14 protein-coding genes are annotated in these 19,473 nt (G+C 62.5%); 9 read left to right on the top strand and 5 right to left on the bottom strand.

Features of this window, described 5'->3' with window-relative positions; translation table 11 throughout:
- Window positions 1-68: 68 nt before the first annotated feature.
- Window positions 69-1,628 (bottom strand): anthranilate synthase component I, encoded by a 1,560-nt coding sequence (trpE, locus tag ACTIFK_RS12425; RefSeq protein WP_439543389.1) that lies wholly within the window; start codon window positions 1,626-1,628, stop codon window positions 69-71.
- Window positions 1,629-1,641: 13 nt separating this feature from the next.
- Window positions 1,642-3,552 carry a SurA N-terminal domain-containing protein gene (locus tag ACTIFK_RS12430; RefSeq protein ID WP_439543390.1) on the bottom strand — a complete coding sequence of 637 codons (1,911 nt, stop codon included), beginning with the start codon at window positions 3,550-3,552 and terminating at the stop codon, window positions 1,642-1,644.
- 260 nt (window positions 3,553-3,812) lie between these two features.
- Between ACTIFK_RS12430 and tpiA the strand changes: the two genes are divergently transcribed.
- Entirely contained in the window at window positions 3,813-4,580 is a 768-nt protein-coding gene (tpiA, locus tag ACTIFK_RS12435) for a triose-phosphate isomerase (protein WP_439543391.1), read from the top strand.
- A 50-nt stretch (window positions 4,581-4,630) separates the two neighbouring features.
- Window positions 4,631-5,035 carry a hypothetical protein gene (locus tag ACTIFK_RS12440; RefSeq protein WP_439543392.1) on the top strand — a complete coding sequence of 135 codons (405 nt, stop codon included), beginning with the start codon at window positions 4,631-4,633 and terminating at the stop codon, window positions 5,033-5,035.
- Window positions 5,036-5,116: 81 nt separating this feature from the next.
- On the opposite strand, the gene ACTIFK_RS12445 is transcribed toward ACTIFK_RS12440, so the two are convergent.
- Window positions 5,117-6,310, bottom strand: coding sequence for a TadE/TadG family type IV pilus assembly protein (locus ACTIFK_RS12445; protein WP_439543393.1), 1,194 nt, complete (start codon window positions 6,308-6,310; stop codon window positions 5,117-5,119).
- 227 nt (window positions 6,311-6,537) lie between these two features.
- Between ACTIFK_RS12445 and secG the strand changes: the two genes are divergently transcribed.
- The 6 genes from secG (at window position 6,538) to corA (ending at window position 14,806) form a co-directional block, all read left to right on the top strand.
- The gene (secG, locus tag ACTIFK_RS12450; protein WP_439543394.1) at window positions 6,538-6,924 is read left to right on the top strand and encodes a preprotein translocase subunit SecG; all 387 of its coding nucleotides are present in this window, start codon (window positions 6,538-6,540) and stop codon (window positions 6,922-6,924) included.
- A 259-nt stretch (window positions 6,925-7,183) separates the two neighbouring features.
- Window positions 7,184-7,735 (top strand): CC0125/CC1285 family lipoprotein, encoded by a 552-nt coding sequence (locus ACTIFK_RS12455; protein ID WP_439543395.1) that lies wholly within the window; start codon window positions 7,184-7,186, stop codon window positions 7,733-7,735.
- Window positions 7,736-7,826: 91 nt separating this feature from the next.
- Window positions 7,827-9,455 (top strand): CTP synthase, encoded by a 1,629-nt coding sequence (locus ACTIFK_RS12460; protein ID WP_439543396.1) that lies wholly within the window; start codon window positions 7,827-7,829, stop codon window positions 9,453-9,455.
- Window positions 9,456-9,700: 245 nt separating this feature from the next.
- A complete protein-coding gene (locus tag ACTIFK_RS12465; protein ID WP_439543397.1) occupies window positions 9,701-12,568 on the top strand; it encodes a class I SAM-dependent DNA methyltransferase in 2,868 nt (955 codons plus the stop codon).
- A gap of 133 nt (window positions 12,569-12,701) precedes the next feature.
- Window positions 12,702-13,247: a DUF3592 domain-containing protein gene (locus tag ACTIFK_RS12470; RefSeq protein ID WP_439543398.1), complete on the top strand. Its 546-nt coding sequence runs from the start codon at window positions 12,702-12,704 to the stop codon at window positions 13,245-13,247.
- A 569-nt stretch (window positions 13,248-13,816) separates the two neighbouring features.
- Window positions 13,817-14,806 (top strand): magnesium/cobalt transporter CorA, encoded by a 990-nt coding sequence (gene corA, locus ACTIFK_RS12475; protein ID WP_439543399.1) that lies wholly within the window; start codon window positions 13,817-13,819, stop codon window positions 14,804-14,806.
- Window positions 14,807-14,854: 48 nt separating this feature from the next.
- Here the strand turns inward: corA and ACTIFK_RS12480 are convergent, their stop codons facing one another.
- Window positions 14,855-15,550: a hypothetical protein gene (locus tag ACTIFK_RS12480; protein WP_439543400.1), complete on the bottom strand. Its 696-nt coding sequence runs from the start codon at window positions 15,548-15,550 to the stop codon at window positions 14,855-14,857.
- 527 nt (window positions 15,551-16,077) lie between these two features.
- Here ACTIFK_RS12480 and ACTIFK_RS12485 point away from each other — a divergent pair.
- Window positions 16,078-16,404, top strand: a complete 327-nt coding sequence (locus ACTIFK_RS12485) for a hypothetical protein (protein ID WP_439543401.1) — start codon at window positions 16,078-16,080, stop codon at window positions 16,402-16,404.
- A gap of 313 nt (window positions 16,405-16,717) precedes the next feature.
- Here the strand turns inward: ACTIFK_RS12485 and ACTIFK_RS12490 are convergent, their stop codons facing one another.
- Window positions 16,718-18,976, bottom strand: coding sequence for a hypothetical protein (locus ACTIFK_RS12490; RefSeq protein ID WP_439543402.1), 2,259 nt, complete (start codon window positions 18,974-18,976; stop codon window positions 16,718-16,720).
- Window positions 18,977-19,473: the final 497 nt, after the last annotated feature.

Here is a 19,473-nt window from a genome sequence, read left to right on the forward strand (position 1 = left end):
TGCGTCAATAGCGAAGCCACGTACGCTATTGGCGAGGTTCGCTTTGGACCAGAAACCGGACGCGCGCCCTAGCGTGCCTTCGCGCCGCCCTTACCGCTCTTCGACGCGAAGCGCACGGCTTCCTCGGCCGCCCGCACGATCGCCTTGGCCTTGTTGATGCATTCCTGCTGTTCTTTCTCAGGAACGCTGTCGAACACGATGCCGGCGCCCGCTTGCACGGTGAGCTTGCCGTCCTTCACCAGCGCCGTGCGCAGCACGATGCAGGTGTCCATCTCGCCGTCCGCCGTGAAATAGCCGACGCAGCCCGCGTAGGGCCCGCGCTTGGACTTCTCCAGCCCGTCGATGATTTCCATCGCCCGCACCTTGGGCGCGCCCGATACCGTGCCGGCTGGAAACCCGGCCATCAACGCATCGATGGCGTCGCTCTTGCCGGCGAGTTTGCCGACGACGTTCGAGACGATGTGCATGACATGACTGTAGCGCTCTACGACGAAGCGCGCCGTCACGTTGACCGTCCCGACCTCGGCCACGCGGCCGACGTCGTTGCGCCCGAGGTCGAGCAGCATGAGATGCTCGGAGCGCTCCTTGGGATCCGCCAGCAGCGCATCCGCCAGCGCCTTGTCCTCGGCCTCGGTCTCCCCGCGCGGCGCGGTGCCCGCGATCGGCCGGATGGTCACCTCGCCATCGCGCAGGCGCACGAGAATTTCGGGGCTCGATCCGACCAGCGCGAACGAGCCGAGGTCGAGATGGAACAGGAACGGCGACGGGTTCGTACGGCGCAGCGCGCGGTAGAGCGCGAACGGCGGCAGCGTGAACGGCGCCGTGAAACGCTGCGACAGCACCACCTGGAAGATATCGCCGGCGCGAATGAATTCCTTGGCCTTGTCGACCATGCCCATGAATTCGCGCGCGGTCGTGTTGGAGCGGGGCTCCGGCTGCGCAAGCTTCTTCGAGCCCAGCGCCCCGGCATGCGGCAGCTGCCGATCGAGCGCCGACACGACCCCCTTGAGACGCTTGAGCGCCGCCTTGTAGGCCTTGTCCGCATCCGACTTGGCGTCGGGGCGCACGGGCGTGACGATGCTGATCTCGTCTTTCACGGAATCGAAGATCACGATCACGGTCGGGCGCATCATGATCGCGTCGGGCACGCCGAGTTCGTCCGGCTTCGCCTCCGGCAGCTTCTCGATCAGCCGGACGGTGTCATAGCCCATGTAGCCGAACACGCCGGCCGCCATCGGCGGCAGCTCGGTCGGCAGGTCCAGCCGCGACTCGGCCAGAAAATCCCGCAACGAGGCCAGCGTGTGTTTCTCTTCCGCCGCGAACTTCTTCGGCTTGCCGAGCGGGCTGCGATTGATCTCGGCTCCTTCGCCGTTGGCGCGCCACACGGCATCCGGTTCGAGCCCGATGACGGAGTAGCGCCCGCGCGAGGCGCCGCCCTCGACGGACTCGAGCAGGAACGAGAACGGCTTGCCGAACGCGAGCTTCAGATAGACGGAAACGGGCGTCTCGAGATCCGCGACGATGCGCGTCCACACCACCTGCGGATCGCCGGCACGGTACCGCTTCGCGAATGCCTCGCGCGTCGGCAGGGCCTCGATGCTCGCACCTCGTTGCGAGAGCGTGCTCACGTTGTGACGCTCCTTACTGGCCGGTCTCGGACTCGACGCTGGCGCCGGTTGCGCGCGCAAGCTCCGCTTCGTTGATGGTCACCGTGAGCTTCTTCCGGATCGCCGTGACGTAGGCAATCAGCTCCTCGTTGGCGAGCTGGTCGGAAAGCTCCTTGTGCAGCGTCGCCGCGTGCTCCTTGGTGGCCTCAGGCGCCGCGATGACGTCCTTCACCTGGAACACGATGCGGCTCGCCCGATCGCTCGTATCGGCATAGCCCGCGCCGCCCTTGGGCAGCGCGAACGCCTGCTTGACAGCTTCGGTCGTAAGCCCCGGCGGCGACATCTGCCGCTTGATCGGATCGCTGACCTCGGACTTCCCACCGGCGTCTTTCGCAACCGCCTCGAACGTCTCGCCCGACCGCAAGCGCTCGGCAAGCTTGCTCGCCAGATCGTTCAGGAGGCGCGTCTTCTCCTTGTCGAGATAGACCGCCTTGACCTCATCCTTGATGTCCGCGAGCGGCTTCTGCTTGCGCTCGGTGACGCCGAGCACGTCGAACCACGCGAACGCCGACTTCGGAAGCTCGACAGCCTCCGGCTGCGTGCCGACGCCCGTCGCGAACACCTGCTTCAGCGCGATGGCCGCATCGGGGATGTCGATGGCTGTCTTGCCGTCCGGCGTCAGGTTCTTGGCATCGACCGCCTCGATGTCATAGAACTTGATCTTCTGCTCCTCGGCGACTTGCTTCAGGGTCTTGCCGGCATTGCGGCCCTCTTCGATCAGATCGAAGCGTTCCTGCAGCAGGCCTTCCGCGCGCTGCCCGGCGAGCTTGTCGCGAACCTTCTCGCGGACCTCGTCGAAGGTGCTGATCTTGCCCTCTTGGATTTCGATGGCGCGCACGAGCACGGTTGCAAAGCGCCCCTCGACGACCGGCGAAAGCTTGTCGCGCGCGACCGCGAACGCCGCGTCCGCGATCTTGGGATCGATCAGGTCAGCCTTCGCGACCAGCCCGAGATTGACGTCGTTCTCCGTCGCCCCGTTGTCCTTCGCGACCTCGAGGAAGTTCTTCTTGCCGGCTTCGATGGCGGCACGTGCGGCCTCGGCGGTCGCCTTGTCCTTGAAGGCGATCTGCTGCAGGCGGCGGCGCTCCGGCGTGTCGTAGGTCGCCTTGTTTTCCTCGTAGTACGTCTTGAGTTCGTCGTCGGTCAGGGTCACCGCCGACTTGAGCGACTCGGCCGAAAGCACGAGCATCGCCACCTTGCGATACTCCGGCGTCATGAAGTCCGCCTTGTTCGCCTCATAGGTCTCGGTAATCTTCGCCTCGTCCGGATCGGCCACGACAGCCTTCATGGCGTCGATCTGCACGAACTCGACGGTCCGCGTTTCGTCGCGCCAGGCGTTGAGATCGTCGACCATCGTTTTCGGCACGGCGACCGACGACGCGAGCGCGTCCGAAATCTGCCGGCGCACCTCGTCTTCGCGGCGCATGGCCAGGAAGCCGTGCTCGCTGACGTTCATCTGGCGCAGCAGGCCGTCGAAGCCCATGCGCGAGAACTTGCCGTCCGGCCCCGCGAAATCGGGATCCTTGCGCACGCCTTCCGCGAGCGTTTCGTCGGACAGCGAGAGCCCGAGCAAGTCGGCGTGCGATTTGACGGCCGCCTGCGCGATCAACTGATCCAGCGTCTGGCGGTCGAAGCGCAGCATCAGCGCCTGCTCGGTGGACAGCCGACCGCCGCCTTCGAGCTGCACGGACTGGATCTGGTTCTGGAACGCGCGCTGGAAATCCGTGACCGAGATTTCCTCTTTGCCGACGTGCGCGACCGAGCCGCGGCCCGCTCCACGGAACACATCGGAAACGTTCCAGAAGATGCCAAAGCTCACGATCAGAATCGCGAACAGAATCTTAGCCAGCCAGCCTTGGGCGCCGCGTCGGAGGGCGTCGAGCATCGCGAATGATCTTCCTGTTAAACGCGGCCCGCGCGCGCCCAAATGCCTTGGGCTCGCCGCCACCGCTTGCAGAAAAGGACTATCCCGTCCATGACGGGAGCACGGGCTGATATGAAGCCCAGCGCGGCGCTGAATGCAAGACCGAGCTAGGGCGGATTTTCACCGTGGCAAGACGGCGAAACTCCGGACGTAGACGGGCGGTCGGCCGGCGCCAGCCATCGAAATAGCCACTAAAACTGGCCGTGGGAGACGCGACGCCGATGACCGACGCACCGAGCCGGGTCCGATCCTTGGTGGCCGGAAACTGGAAAATGAACGGCCTCGAGGCCTCGTTGAACGCCGCCGCGGCCGTTCGCGACGCCCTCCCCGGCCTTGGCGCGAATGCCCCCGGCGTCATGATCTGCCCCCCGGCAACCCTGCTGACGGCGCTCGCCGCCGTGGCGGCCGGCTCGGCGCTGACGGTCGGAGCCCAGGATTGCCACCCGGCCCCCTCGGGAGCCCACACCGGCGACATTTCGGCCGAAATGGTAAAGGACGCGGGCGCCAGCGCCGTCATCGTCGGCCATTCCGAACGCCGCGCCGACCATGGCGAACTGGATCGCATCGTGCGCGAGAAGGCTGCCGCCGCGCACCGGGCCGGCCTGACCGCCATTGTCTGCATCGGCGAGACCAAGGGCGAGCGCCTGGCCGGCCTCACCCTGGACGTTGTCCGCCGGCAACTGCGCGCATCGATCCCCTCCGCGTCCACCGCCGCCAATCTGGTCGTCGCCTACGAGCCCGTCTGGGCGATCGGCACGGGCCTGACGCCGAAGCCCGCCGACGTCGCCGAAGTGCACGAAACCATTCGCAAAAGCCTGATCGGCCACCTCGGCGAGGCGGCCCGTGGCGTACGCATCCTCTATGGCGGGTCGGTCAAGCCGGACAACGCCCGGGAACTTCTGGCGCTTCCGGACGTGAACGGAGCGCTGGTCGGCGGCGCAAGCCTCAAGGCGGACGATTTTCTCGCCATCATCGCCGCCGCCGCATAAGTATCATCACCCTGTTGCAGGCGGACTGACGATCCGCAATGAGTGGACGCATGAAACTCTGGCTCACACCACTCCTCGCGCTGATCCTCTCCGCCGGACCGGCGGCTGCCGCGCCGCTCGAACCGCAGGCCTGCAAGGATCTGAACACCGAACGCGACGCAATGATCGGCGCCGGTATCAAGTCCGACATGGATCGCGGACCGGAGTGGGCGAAAACCAATCTGGCCGAAGACCGCCTCAAGAAAATCGAACGCCTGATCTCGGTCGAGGAACAGTTGAGCTTCCGCTGCGGCCAGCTCGTCACGGCGAGCCCGCAGATCAAGGAGCCGCCGACGCCGCCCGAGGAAAAAGCGGCCGCCGCAACGGGCGCCAAGCCGGCCGCCGACGAAGTCTTCAGCGGCCTTGGCTTCGGCGACGTCCCGGCCCCCAAGCGCAAGCCAAAAAAGAACCCGTAGCGCTCGCCAAGCAAGCACTACGGGTCCGGTAACGTGGACGAACGCGCCGGCCCGGACGCTGTTCTGCGCCCGTCGTCGCGCTTATCGCGTGAGCCTCACGGACTTTCCGCCACCCCCGGCTGCGATGCCGTTGGGATACGGCGTCAGCTTCCATTTCGTTTCGTTCAGGATGAGCGTGTTGATGACCAGCGTGAACGAGCGGCTGGTGATCGTCGAACCTGAATTGAACGTGACGTCCCGGCTCGGCAGATAGATCAGGCCGGTCATCTGCATCGCCTTCGCGTCGTTGAATATGAACTGCGACGTGCCGAGGTTGGGCGCTTCGAACATCATGATGTTCGCGTAGGTGCCCGACGCGGGCGCCGTCATGGTGACGGCCACCGCGCTGTTGAATTGGATCTTCGATTGGTCGGCGTAATAGAACGTCACGCCGTTCCCGCTCCACGTCCCGCCGTTGACGTTCCAGCCGCCACCCTTGATGATGTAGAGCCCGGGCTGGAACGTGACGGTAGGCGCGCTGTTGAAGTTGAACCAGCCGCAGTAGACGCCGGGCGTGAGAACCACCGAACCGCCGTTGTAATTTCCGTTGCTGGTCGTGCACGCGGTCGAGACCGGCGACGGCAGCAGCCCGGCATAGGGATCCTCGGCGGCGGCGCAGGACTTCACGAGGCTCGACGGCGCACCGCCGTTATTGATGACGTTGGCGCCCGCGAGACAGACGCGCTTGGCATTGATCGCCGTGCCGGCATTGAAGATGGCGGCCGGCGACGCGGTCGATTTGCCGTGGATTTCACATTCGGGCGCATCGACGTTGGCGCCGCTGTTGACGAGGATCTGCTGGCTGGCCGTTTTCGACAGGGCCAGGACGCAGACCTGTCCGCCGCCGCCACTGGCTTTGGCCTCGGAAATGGCGGTCACCGGGATGGACTTCATGCCCAGGAGCCCGGAAAGCGTCGTCTTGATTTCGCCGTCGGCACGTCCGGTCATCGAATTGGGCGTATCGCTGACGAAGGCGACGTTGAGCTTCTGCACCTGATCGGACGTCATCGATGCGGCAAAGTACCGGCGCGCGCTGGCGTCACGATCCGAAGCTTCGGCCTTGATGCCCGCGATCACGGCCGCGTCGAGCGCATTTTGCATCTCGTGCCGCGCGCTGAGGGCCCGGCCGTAGTCGATGCCGATGCCCGCCAAAACGGTCACCGCGAGCATCAGGAAGCTGAACAGGATGACGACACTGCCGCGATCGTCACGGCAGAATCTTTTGAGAAAACGCATTCAGCGGCTCCTACTCGTACAAATGCAGCAGGAAAACCTAGAAGCGGGCGCTTAACATAAACACAATGACAGCCATAGGATGATCTGCATACGCAATGGCTCGATCCTCCCCTGCCGCGGGCCCCTGCCGCGGAATGTCATCTAGCCGCAGGCTGGCAACTGGTGTAGAAGCCGCCGAAATCCCCCTTTTTTCGCCCCTCCCTTCGGGCGCGCGGAGCTATCGTTCGATGACCACTGTTCTCCTCGTTGTTCACATCATGGTTGCAGCCGCCCTCGTCGCGGTCGTCCTCTGGCAGAAGTCCGAAGGCGGAGCGCTTGGCATTGGTGGTGGCGGTGGCGGCGGCTTCCTGACCGGCCGCGGCACCGCCAACCTGCTGACCCGCACAACGGCCATCCTGGCGGCTTGCTTCTTCCTGACCAGCATTCTTCTGACGCTGATTTCGCAGCGCTCCGCCCCGACTGGCTCGGCGTTCGATGCCCCGTCGTCCTCGGCGCCATCGTCCACGATGGTCCCGGCCGATCCGGGCGCGGCGCAGCCGGCCGCACCGGCTGCCCCCGGCACGGCTCCGGCGACCGACGCACCGCGCGGCGGCATCCTCGACAAGCTCCGCTAAGAACGGGCTTCGTCGAGCTCAAGACAGGCTACATCATCAATCGAGAGCGGCGGCGCACCTCGCGCCTCCGCTCCTGCCCCGGCGTTCCTGTCGCCCTCCCTGTCTCCCCCGCTTCCGTGTCGCCCGCGCTTCCCTGTCGATAGTGGCCCTCCCGCAACTGGCCACGGACACGTCCTGTTGCTAGCGTCCCCTCTTTCGGGATCGCCCTCTTTCAGGATCGGAAGGGCGGAGCCCTCGCATCGAACAGGCGGAAACGGCGATGCGCAAACGCGCGACGGCAGGGCTTGCACTCTCGAACGGCGTTTGCGCGCTGCTCTTAGCGGGCTGCTCGGGGACAGGCATCGGCTCGACAGGCATTGGCGCACTCGCCCCGCCCGGTCCCCTGCCCTACCAGCACGCCAACGCCATCATGCCGGTCGGTTATTCCGAAAGTCTGATCGGCGAGGACCGCTACCGCATCGAGGTGAAGGGCCCGCTCGGCACCCCGCGCGAGCGGATGGAGAAGATCGCCACCACCCGCGCCGCCGAAATCGGCCAGGACGCCAAGCACAAATACTTCAAGGTCGAGGGCGTGCAGCTCACGACCGCCTGCCAGTCCTACACGATCGGCGGCAAGCCCGGCAGCATCGGCGCCGGCCAGAAAAAGCGCACTGCGCAGGCCATCCTGACCGCCGACGTCACCTACGCCAAGGCCCCCAGCGACCCGGCCTTCGTCGAAACCCGCGGCGCCTTCGAGCGCTACCGTGCCGAGCTGGACCAGGACCAGACCCCGTCCATCCCCGCTGATCCGGCCACTTCCCAGTGCGGCTGAGCCTGGGCTTAAACGCGTTCTTCACTCCATCCGTGGATGAGACAAGAAAACCTCTTCGAATCACGCCGCTAGGGCTCTACTGTTAAAGCCCATGCAACGGTACATCTTCATCACCGGTGGCGTGGTCTCCTCCCTTGGAAAAGGCCTGACGTCAGCCGCACTCGGCGCGCTTCTGCAAGCGCGTGGGTATTCCGTCCGTCTCCGCAAGCTCGACCCGTATCTCAACGTCGATCCCGGAACGATGAGCCCCTATCAGCACGGCGAGGTGTTCGTCACAGACGACGGCGCCGAGACGGACCTCGATCTTGGCCACTACGAGCGCTTCACGGGCGTTCCGGCCAAGAAGTCCGACAACATCACCACCGGCCGCATCTACCAGGACATCCTCGCCCGCGAGCGGCGCGGCGACTACCTGGGCGGCACGGTGCAGGTGATCCCGCACGTCACCGACGCCATCAAGCAGTTCGTCCTCACCGGCAACGACGGCATCGACTTCGTGCTGGTCGAGATCGGCGGCACGGTCGGCGACATCGAGGGCCTGCCCTTCTTCGAGGCCATCCGCCAGCTCGGCAACGACCTGCCCCGCGGCTCGTCCATCTATGTCCACCTGACGCTGGTGCCCTACATCCCGTCCGCGGGCGAGCTCAAGACCAAGCCGACGCAGCACTCCGTGAAGGAGCTGCGCTCGATCGGCATCCAGCCCGACATCCTGATGTGCCGCGCCGACCGCGAGGTCCCGAAATCCGAGCGCAAGAAGATCGCGCTGTTCTGCAACGTGCGCGAGGACGCCGTCATCCAGGCCCTCGACGCGCCCTCGATTTACGACGTCCCCCTCGCCTACCATCGCGAAGGCCTCGACCAGCAGGTGCTGGAAGCGTTCGGCATCAACGGCGCGCCCACACCCGACCTCACACGCTGGGAGACCATCTCGCGCAACATTGCGTCCCCGGAAGGCGAAGTCACCATCGCCATCGTCGGCAAGTACACCGGCCTCAAGGACGCCTACAAATCGCTCATCGAGGCGCTCGTGCACGGCGGCATCGCCAACCGCGTCAAGGTCCGCCTCGAATGGATCGAGAGCGAGATCTTCGAGCGCGAGGACCCCGCCCCTTATCTCGAAGGCGTGCACGGCATCCTCGTTCCCGGCGGCTTCGGCGAACGCGGCTCCGAGGGCAAGATCCTCGCCGTCAAGTTCGCGCGCGAACGCCGCGTGCCCTACTTCGGCATCTGCTTCGGCATGCAGATGGCCACCATCGAAGCGGCGCGCAATCTCTGCGGCATCACGCAGGCGGGCTCGACCGAGTTCGGCGGCAGCGAGGAGCCCGTCGTCGGCCTCATGACCGAATGGATGCGCGGCAACGAGTTGGAGCAGCGTCGCCAGGGCGGCGATCTCGGCGGCACCATGCGATTGGGCGCCTTCGCGGCCTCGCTCGGCAAAGGCACACGCATCGCCGACATCTACGGCTCAAACGACATCTCCGAGCGCCACCGCCATCGCTACGAAGTCAACACCGCCTACCGCGACCGCCTGGAAAAAGCCGGCCTCCGCTTCGCCGGCCTCTCGCCGGATGGCCTCTTGCCGGAGACGGTCGAATACCCGGACCACCCGTGGTTCATCGGCGTCCAGTTCCACCCCGAACTCAAGAGCCGCCCCTTCGACCCCCACCCGCTCTTCAAGAGCTTCATCGGGGCCGCCGTGGAGCAGTCAAGGTTGGTTTAGAGGACCTCTGCGAGCGATTATCCGGGCAAATCGATCGAACACCCGAGCGCTTGGATATATTCCACCGCGCCACCCTCGCAGAGTTTCATCACCCTCGAAAAGGCGATCTGCGGCAGAAACCGATTAATTGGATTTGCCTGCGTGGACCGCCGAACTTACGATGGTCTCAATACTGATTGTCAGTTTGACGGGCCGGCAATGCACGCCCTGACTGGAGACGGTCGGCAACGAATTTGAGGTCAGACGTGACGCCCGAAAACTTCATATCGACATGGAAGCACTCCGACCTCAACGAGCGTCAGGGCGCGCAGATGCACTTCAACGCCCTCTGCGAACTGCTGGGCGTGCCCAAGCCTAATGGCACGTCGCTCATGGACCAAGGCTACGGCTTCGAGATCAACGTCGACAAGACGGGTGGCGGGGGCGGCTTTGCGGACGCCTGGAAACGCAACTGTTTTGCCTGGGAGTATAAGAGCCCTGGCAAGGATCTGGGCGAGGCGCTCAAGCAGCTCCGCCTCTACGCCAGCGACCTAGAGAATCCGCCGCTCCTCATCGTGTCGGACATGCGCCGCATCGAACTGCACACCAACTGGACCAGCATGGTTCAGGAAAAGCACGTCCTCGAACTCGATGACCTCGCCGACGCGCGCCTTCGCCAGAAACTGAAATGGGCCTTCGACGAGGCGAACGTCGAACAGCTCAAGCCCAAGCGTTCGGCCAACGCCACCACCGAAGAGGTCGCGAAGAAATTCGTCGCCATCGCGCAGAACCTCCGCGACCAGGGCCACGACCCGGAAAAGGTCGCCCACTTCGTCAACCGTATGGTCTTCTGTATGTTCGCGGAAGACGTGGACCTCCTGCCCAAGCGCCTATTCGAGAGCATGTTACAGACGAGCCTCGAAGATCCGAGCCAGTTCGTCGCCAATGCCGAAAGCCTCTTTGGTGCAATGGCCAACAAGAACGGCCGCGTAGGGTACGACGCCATCCAATGGTTCAACGGCGGACTGTTCGAGGATGGCGGCGCGTTACCGCTCACCGCCGACGACATCCGCATCGCGCTCGAAGCCGCGCGCTCCAACTGGTCCGAAATCAATCCGTCGATCATGGGGACGTTGTTCGAGCGAGGGCTCGACCCTTCGAAGCGCTCGCAACTCGGCGCGCATTACACTGACGCCGAGAAGATCATGATGATCGTGCGCCCGGTCATCATCGAGCCCCTTTTGAGAGAGTGGGCGGAGATGCGCGCTGAAATCGAGCCGCGAATGGAGGCCACGCGAAAACTCAAGCAGCCGGCTGAATCAAAGAAGTTCCAGGAGGCCCAAGCCTTCCGCGTTGGCTTCCTCGAGCGCCTAAGAACCTTCCGCATCCTCGATCCCGCCTGTGGTTCCGGCAACTTTCTCTATCTCGCCTTGAAGGCGCTCAAGAACATCGAGTTCCGCGTCAACTTCGAGTCACAGGAACTGGGCCTGCCTCCCGCGTTCCCGGCAGTCGGCCCGGAGTGCGTAAAGGGCATCGAAATCAACCCGTTTGCCGCCGAGCTGGCGCGCGTCTCTGTCTGGATCGGCGAGATCCAGTGGATGCGCGAGAAGAACTTCGGCGTTTCGAAGAATCCGATCCTGAAGCCGCTCGAAACCATCGAGTGCCGCGACGCGCTCCTGAACCCCGACGGCACGGAAGCGCAATGGCCGGACGCCGATGTCATCATCGGCAACCCGCCGTTCTTAGGCGGGAAGATGCTGATCACCAATCTTGGAGATAAAGCAGTAAGCGCGATGTTCCGAACCTTCGACGGCCGCGTTCCTCGAGAGGCCGATCTGGTTTGCTATTGGTTTCAAAAGGCTTCGGAGGCCATTGCAGCCGAGCGCATCACTCGTGCTGGTCTTGTAGCCACCAACTCAATCCGCGGCGGTGCAAATCGCGAAGTCCTCAAACACATCCGAACGCACGGAATCATCTTCAATGCTTGGGGTGACGAACCCTGGCTACAGGATGGAGCCGCAGTGCGCGTAGCAATTGTTAACTTTGGCGACTCCGAAGTTGATACCCAAATCAAGCTCGATGGAGACCCCGTGCTTGAGATTTATCCGGATTTGACAGCTCGCAAGGGTTCTATTGGCGTCGACCTAACGAACGCACGTCCACTCCCCGAGAATGCGAGTATCGCTTTCATGGGCGATACCAAGGGCGGAGCGTTTGAAATTCCTGGAGAGCTAGCTCGCGAATGGCTGCAAAAGCCAGTCAACCCAAACGGCGAAACCAATAGCCGTGTTCTCAAGCCATGGATCAACGGACTCGACGTAACACGGCGCCCTCGCGACATGTGGATAGTCGACTTCGGATGGAAGATGTCCGAGGCCGAGGCTGCGCTTTTCGAGGAGCCATTCGCGCACATCCTCAACCGTGTGCAACCCGAACGCCAAAAGAACCGCAGAGAAACTTACCGGACATTCTGGTGGCGACACCTTGAGGCTAGGCAAGGAATGCATCGTGCCTTGTGTCGGGTGAACGGCTTCATAGTAACACCGAGAGTAGCGAAGCATCGCGTCTTTGTTTGGAGTGATGCTATCGTGCTGCCAGATAGCGCGACGATTGCCATCATCCGCGACGACTGCACGACATTCGGCATCCTACACTCGAAGCTTCACGAGCTGTGGTCGTTGCGCATGTGCACGTGGCTTGGGGTCGGCAACGACCCACGATACACGCCGACGACCTGCTTCGAGACATTCCCCTTTCCCGACGGCCTGACACCTAACATCCCAGCCGCCGACTACGCGGCTGACCCGCACGCGCAAGCGATCGCCACCGCCGCCGCGCGGCTCAACCGACTGCGCGAAAACTGGCTGAATCCATCCGACCTTGTTCAGCGTGCCCCCGAAGTGGTACTAGGCTATCCTGACCGGACACTTCCAGTTGATGACAAAGCGGCGGCAATCCTCAAGGACCGCACACTTACCAAGCTCTACAACGAGCGCCCGACTTGGCTCGATCACGCTCATCGTGACCTCGACGCTGCCGTCACCGCCGCCTACGGATGGCCTGCGGACCTGTCGGATGACCAGATCCTTGAGCGCCTTTTCGCACTGAACCAGGAGCGCGCGGCGAGGCAGTGAACACGTCGATGCCGCTTCTAGATCTTCCACAAAATCTTATCCCGCCCCTCTATCCTCTGCATACGCCGCGGCCGTGGAACAGAGTAGGTTGGTTTAGGGTGCCTGGGTCTCACGGATAGGAACAAGAGGCTGCATGAGCTGGGCGTCGAGGATCTTCATCAGCCAGCACAGCTTCGACGCTTGGGCGAACGCCGCCAAATCGCGCACCCTTTTCGCCATCAGCGCCTTGATGCTGATGGTGGCCTTAGCCTGCTCGGCGGCCATCACGATCATGGGTCCGCGACTGGTCCGCGAAGCAGCATTGCTGTGGTTCGGAACGAAAACGGACGGCGTGCTGCAAAGCGTCAAGCTCGTGGAAGTCGGAAAGTTCAAGGGCGGCGACCCCAAATACGAGCTCACCATCCACTATCGCTTCGCAGCGTCCGATGGCGTCGAGCGCCCAGGCACGACCGTGCGAAGCGACGTGCGAACGCCGCCATCCTTTCAACCCGGAGACCGCGTGGGCGTCTACTATCAAGCTCGCAACCCGGCGAACTCCGTGGCCGAGCACAACCTCAGAACGGACGTCTACGCCTTACTCCTTTTCCTGCCGTTTCTGACCGTCGTAGGAATTGCGGCCCCACTTTGGTTTTTGCTCGCCTGCTGGACCTGGAGGCGGAAACGTCGAACCGCACGGTGATGACACCCCGCGGATGAGACGCGGCCACCCAACCTGATCGGGTAGAACGCGAAGGATCCGCCGGTGGCCGCGCGTCGTCACGGCGACCATGCTCCCCCAAACGTCATGGCCGCGAAGGCGGCCATCCACGACATGCAGCCACCCTGGCAACATCAGCTACTATCCTGCCCACGTGTTCAGCCCCCCCTTCGCACGTCGCATGTGCTGAACCTTGCGTAGACGGCCGCCTACGCGGCCGTGACGTGGAGGAGAGGAATCCGGTCCATCCGCACTATTCGTCGCTGGAGCGATCTCACCCTCTGAACCGCTCCCGATCCGCAGGCCCTTCTTCCACTGCGCCCTACGTCAGGATGGTGCGGGTAAAGAACCGCATGATGAGGCACTAGCCTGCGAAATCGCGCTGGCGTAGTGTGCGCCCGATTGTGGCCCCAGGCTCAGCCCCGAGGACCGAACCAAATGGACACCGACAGTCGAAGTCGACCTTCGACACCGCCCGCGTCGGAGACGGCAGCCTGATCAGGCTCCGGATCTGGCTGCGTGAGCGGCCAGACCCATGAAGGAGCCTCCCCATGCTTCGCAGCTATCGGCGCGACAACAATCATCTTGTCCTGGTCCAAGAAGGACTCGCGGCGCCACCTACCACGCCGCTGGTCTGGCTGGATCTGTTCAACCCCACCCCGGAAGAAGACCGTTACGTCGAACAGCTCCTCGGTATCGACCTTCCAACCTTGGAAGAGATGCAGGAGATCGAGGTCTCGGCGCGCCTTTATCAGGTGAACGGCGCAGAGTTCATGACGCTCACGGCGATCACTCAGCTCGACTCCGAGGATCCGACGACCACGCCCATCACCTTTGTGCTCAAAGGCAGCACCGTGTTGACCGTCAGGTATGCGGAGACGAAGGCGTTCGCGAACTTCATCAACCGCGCCCAGAAGCCCAATACCGTGCCGTGCGCCAACGGCGAGCAGGTCATGATGAGCCTGATCGAATCGATCTGCGACCGCCTGGCCGACGCGCTGGAACGGGTGGGCGTCAACATCGATGCGATTTCGCGGGCCGTCTTCCGCAGGAAATCGAAGCGCAAGGTCTCGCGCACCACGCAAGAGCTGCAGCAGGTCATCGAAAAGATCGGCCAGGACGGCGACCTGCTCACCAAGGTGCGTGAGAGCCTGGTCAGCATCAACCGTGTTCTGACGTATCACACCAGCGCGGATCAGACCGACAAGCAGCTGACGAAGGACGCCAGGGCGCGCTCGAAAGTCTTGTACCGCGATGTCAGCGCCCTCGCCGATCAGGCGACGTTCCTCTCGAACAAGGTCAACTTCCTGCTCGACGCGACGCTTGGCCTGATCAATCTGCAGCAGAACCAGATCATCAAGATCTTCTCGGTTGCGGCCGTGGTCTTTCTGCCGCCGACCCTCGTTGCATCGATCTACGGTATGAATTTCGACTACATGCCCGAGCTGAAGTGGGCGTTCGGCTACCCGGGGGCGCTCGTCCTCATGGTGCTTTCGGCGGTGGGTCCCTACCTGTATTTCAAACAGCGAGGCTGGCTCTAGGGGATCATGCTGTAGGCCTCGCGGGCTATGTTCGGCCAGCGAGGCCGGTCAGTATCTGAAGGTCACGCCCGCGGTGATCCAGTTGGCGTTCTCGCCGGCAATGTTGTTTCCGTAGATGAGGTCGCAATCGACCGCCCCGGACGGCATGTAACGCAACCCGGCCTGCATGCGCGGCTCATGTCCGGGCGATCCAACCAGCCCATAGACCTCGCCGATCAACGTCCACTTTTTGGCCAGATCCCATTCGAAACCCGCGCCCCATGTGATGTGGCTCTTGTCCTCCAGACGATCGTCCAGCCAGCCGCCATTGAGGTTCACCCGCAAATGATCGTGAACCTGGATCGTCACCGGCACATTCACGAATGCCGACGCGATCTGGCCCCCGTCGAAGTCGACAACGGTGCCGGCAACGAGAGCGATCCCGGCTGTTGCCGGTCCCACGGGCACCAGAATGACTTTGGCCTGCAGACCGGCCGTGCCCGTCCACTCGGAATTGACGCGCGAGCCGAGGAGGGTCGTCGTGAACTCTACGGGCGCGCCGAGATCCACAACGCACGCTGGCGCCAGCACGGCGACGAGGTGCCCGTTGTCACCATGCGAAGTCCACGTTTCGACCTGGCACTCGCCAGGCATCCCAATTGCCGCATCGTCGACGACATAGGCGCCACCTGCGGCGTCGGCGCGGGCCGACCAACAGATCAAGGCGCAAACGCCCAGAATGCGGCCGCAGGTCGCCAAGCCCATCCCCGTCCCTCGAATCCACAAACGATGATGGCATAAGTCGCGTAACGCTTCGCGACAAGAGCTGCCCTAAAGGGTGCGTTTTCGAACTCGCTGCCATTTTCCGGACGGCAGCCGCCGCCTTTCCACATCCCGCCTTGCCGCCGCGACGCTTTCCGCACACATCTGCCGCCCCCCGGCGCTGCACGCAGAGCCGCCACGGCCCTGCGCCGCCAGACGCCCATTCGCACGCCCAGAGTATTTCGATCAGCGAGAGCATTTCGGCCGGGGAGCGCATTTCGATCTGCGGGCCGGTTAATCTGCGGGTGCGCGAGCACGCGACCCAATGCTTACGGCCAATTGCGGGAACCGGCACACGGGCGTAGCATTATCTCCGTACAAGCCTCGACGTTCCCACGCGCAGGCCACCACCACGCGCCGCGACCCTGCATTTCGATGTCGCGCCGCAACACGCCCGGCCTGCTCTTCAGCGGCTCGCGTTCGATCTCGGACGCACCGCAAATTAGAGAAACAAGCCCCGGGAGGTCACAATGAAACTACGAACGCCTGCCGCACTCGTCGCGTCCATGGCCCTCGCGATGCTTCTCGTCACAAGCTCAGCCCAACAAGCCGAAGCGCGACGCGGGTGGGGATGGATCGGTGGGGGCATCGCCGCCGCCGTCATTCTCGGCGGCATTCACCATCGCTATCACCGCCGCTACTACGGCGGCTATTACGGATATCCCGCATACGCCTACGGCGGCGGCTACTACGACGACTATTACTACGCGCCCCGCCGTTACTACCGGCCCAGGTATTTCGGCGGATACGGCTATCGCCCCTACCGCCACTATGGCCGTCACTGGCGCCGCTGGTAACCGCGCCGCTCGTCACTCACTAGCGCAATCGAACGTGATCCTGTGCGGCGACGCAACAGCCGCCGCACAGGTGCGCAAGCGCGGTTCATCCGCATCCAGTTCCACCCGGAACTAGAAAGCCGCCCATTCGACCCCGCATCCGCTCTTCTGGAGTTCTATCGCTGCGGCGGTAGAACAGAGCCGGTTGGTTTAGGTAAGGACTGCTAGTCCATTGGCCGCAATTGATCCAACGCCAACATGGAAATCTGCGCGAACGCCACGGCCCTGTATGCCACCTGCCCATGACTAAGATCAAAAGGAGTTTTCAAAGGGCTCACCTAAGGGTCCGCACCTTGTCGCGTAGCTGCGCCCTACGTTGAATCGTTTCCACCAGCTTATCATCCGCTAACACGTGACCCATGCTGTGCTTCGGCGCTGCATCCATCAACCGATCAAACTCGTCACATACAGCCACAAGTTCTTTCACCAGTTCGAACATCTGGTCAGCTGGCATCTTTATCGCCAACCACTCCTCTAGCGTCTTCCCAGCTTTCCGAGCGCGCTGTTCTTCATATTGCAGTTGCTTTGGCTTCATCTGTTGGATGCGCGCGGCCGCGTAGTCTTGCGGATGCAGGGCCTCCACCGCCGACATTCGTCTGTTCAAGGGACGTTTATCAAAATCAAAGTCAGCCCCGTATGCATCGTCTGAAACGAAGAGAATTTTTGTCTCCTTCCCAGGCTTCGGCGTAATGTCAACCAATTCGCCTCCGGAGGCTATCCACACCGCGTGGAACTCCGCCGTAAATAGCACGCCCGGCCATTCCCATATCGTCCACCCAAAACAAATGCCGCCGCCGTCGTGCTTTATTTTTTCCAGCACCCCGTCGGAGCAGTAGCCGTACAGGCCATACGCATCATTTCTCACGGGAACATAGCAAGGGTCGACATCGGCCTTAAGTTGCAACGCTAAGCTCTTGATAGCCGATGTGATCACCTTCGGCGTCGTTTCCTTTCCGGCGCTTGCAGCATCCCTTCTAAACAAGCTCCGTGAGGTCTCCTTTATCTCGAGAAGCTTCTGCTCCTCCGGGCTTGGGAACTCATTTCCCAGAAGCGACCGCTCCTTGAAGTTGCCTGGTTCCATAATGTTGAACAGGCGCTTTTTCTTATCAAGATCGGCTCGTAGCTCGTCCGTCCAGTTCGGCTTTTCCATCAGTATGAGGTCCTCAGAAGAACCAGATTCGGCACGCGGATCGGGCGGTTCAGTCGCAATCCCTACGACCTGTTCTAAATTCGGGTTCGTCTCGTGGAGCGCAAGCGCATACGCTTTCAGCATCGCCATCCTAACCTTGCGATACTGCTCATATCCCCCGTCCAACGACCAATTCGCGACCGCAAGTGTCATAAAGAAAAAACCCGTACTACGGTCAGGCTCCGTCGGCCCCGGCAGCATCGCCCGCATATATCGATCGGTGCTTTGGCCACCCTGAAGCACATCAAGGATTGAATCCCCATAGAGGCGACGCTTGTACCTGGGAACCAGCGCCATGTGGCGCACACCCTCTTCCAAATCAGAGAGCAAAGAAGTCTGTCCCTCAAAGATAACGGATGTGCCCGCCAGCATGTGGGTCGTGAACTGGTTAATCAGTTTATCCCAGAGGTAGGAATTTCGATCAGCAAGCTTTTTAGCTTGATACTGAGGGTTCTGGCGCATCCTCGCATAGAAGCCGCCCGCGAGCGTTATGTGATCATTCTCTGTTAGGCTTGCACCGTCAGGCAGCGTGAAGTCATGCTCGCCTTCCCGGTTCAACCGGGTCATGTAATACGCAACCATATCTTCTTCGCCGTTGGCCCACACAAGCTGGCCGTTGCGCACAAGACGCTCTTTCCTAATGAAATAGGTAGTCAGGTCGCTAATGGTGTCCAGCTCACCCAATACGATGTCGAGCGTGGCATCATCCAGCACGTGGACATAAGACCCTTCAGGGTTTACATCGCCGACCACGAAGGGAGTAACTGACTCTCCATTCCAATGAGCATCGCCCTTCAGCTCCGGGCGTACTGCAAGACTTCCCGTGCCACCCCCAAAATGCTTTCGGCATGCTTGGCCGGCGCCAAGCGCCACCACGATGCCATGAATGCGGCGCCGTTCGGGAGGAGGGAGCGGAAAGGGAAGTGGCTTACTACACACTCTGTCTAGGTATATCCGGTCAGGGAAATTGCGAATCCATCGTTCGGCCCCTCGTATTTGATCAACGGATTTGGCAATTGCTCTCTTGTACCAGCGCTTCCACGCAAGCTCTTCGTCGTCCCCGCCCGGCCAAGCCACCGTCTTGTCGCTGAAGATGAGTATGTCGTCGCCGCATACGACCAGCAGATCGCAAAGTTCCTTGCCGTCGCCTTTCCCATCGGCCTTTTTATCGATGAAGGTATTGGGGTAAGACCACAGGTTCAGGAAGCTCTTGTCAGCAAGTTTCGCCAAATACCGTTCTGAGGGTGTGCCGCCCTCGCTGCGAACAATCGCCGGCCTGGGTGGCCCATCATAGATCGTCCGTGGATTGCTAGGATTTTGGCTGGGCGTTTTAGCGTCTTTCATGCGCCATAGTAGGCTGGCCCAAAGCGGACACAAAGGGCATGAACAAACAAATCTTATCCCCGCCCACCTATCCTCCGTATACGCTCTCCCCATCCCGCTCATTCGGGGGCCGGCGCGAGCTGGGCGTTTGGTGAGCGGGAGCTGCGCCTCCCTCAACACTGGTACCATCAGCTAGGCTGGAAAGGTTCGGAGCGGATTTCTCGGTTTGATGGACCGGGAAACCAACGGGTGCACGGTGGATGTCCGGGCACGCGCCTTCGCGCCGGTGAGGTTGCATCAACGTGGGGCCATCCGCGCATTGGGGTCATATCCAGTGCGCCGGCATCAATTTCGCGGTGATGCGCAGCAGCGGCGGAGCGGTCTAGGCCGCATCCCGAAATTACCCACGGCCTACCGCTCCGCTCCCCGAAGGGGAAAAGAAGTCCCGCTCTTTGAGCCCAATCGACCTGAACTCCGCGAAATCGATCCCGCGCGGCTATCCCCGCGTGCCCACTGCC

Source organism: Hyphomicrobium sp. (assembly GCF_051860585.1).
GTDB lineage: Bacteria > Pseudomonadota > Alphaproteobacteria > Rhizobiales > Hyphomicrobiaceae > Hyphomicrobium_C.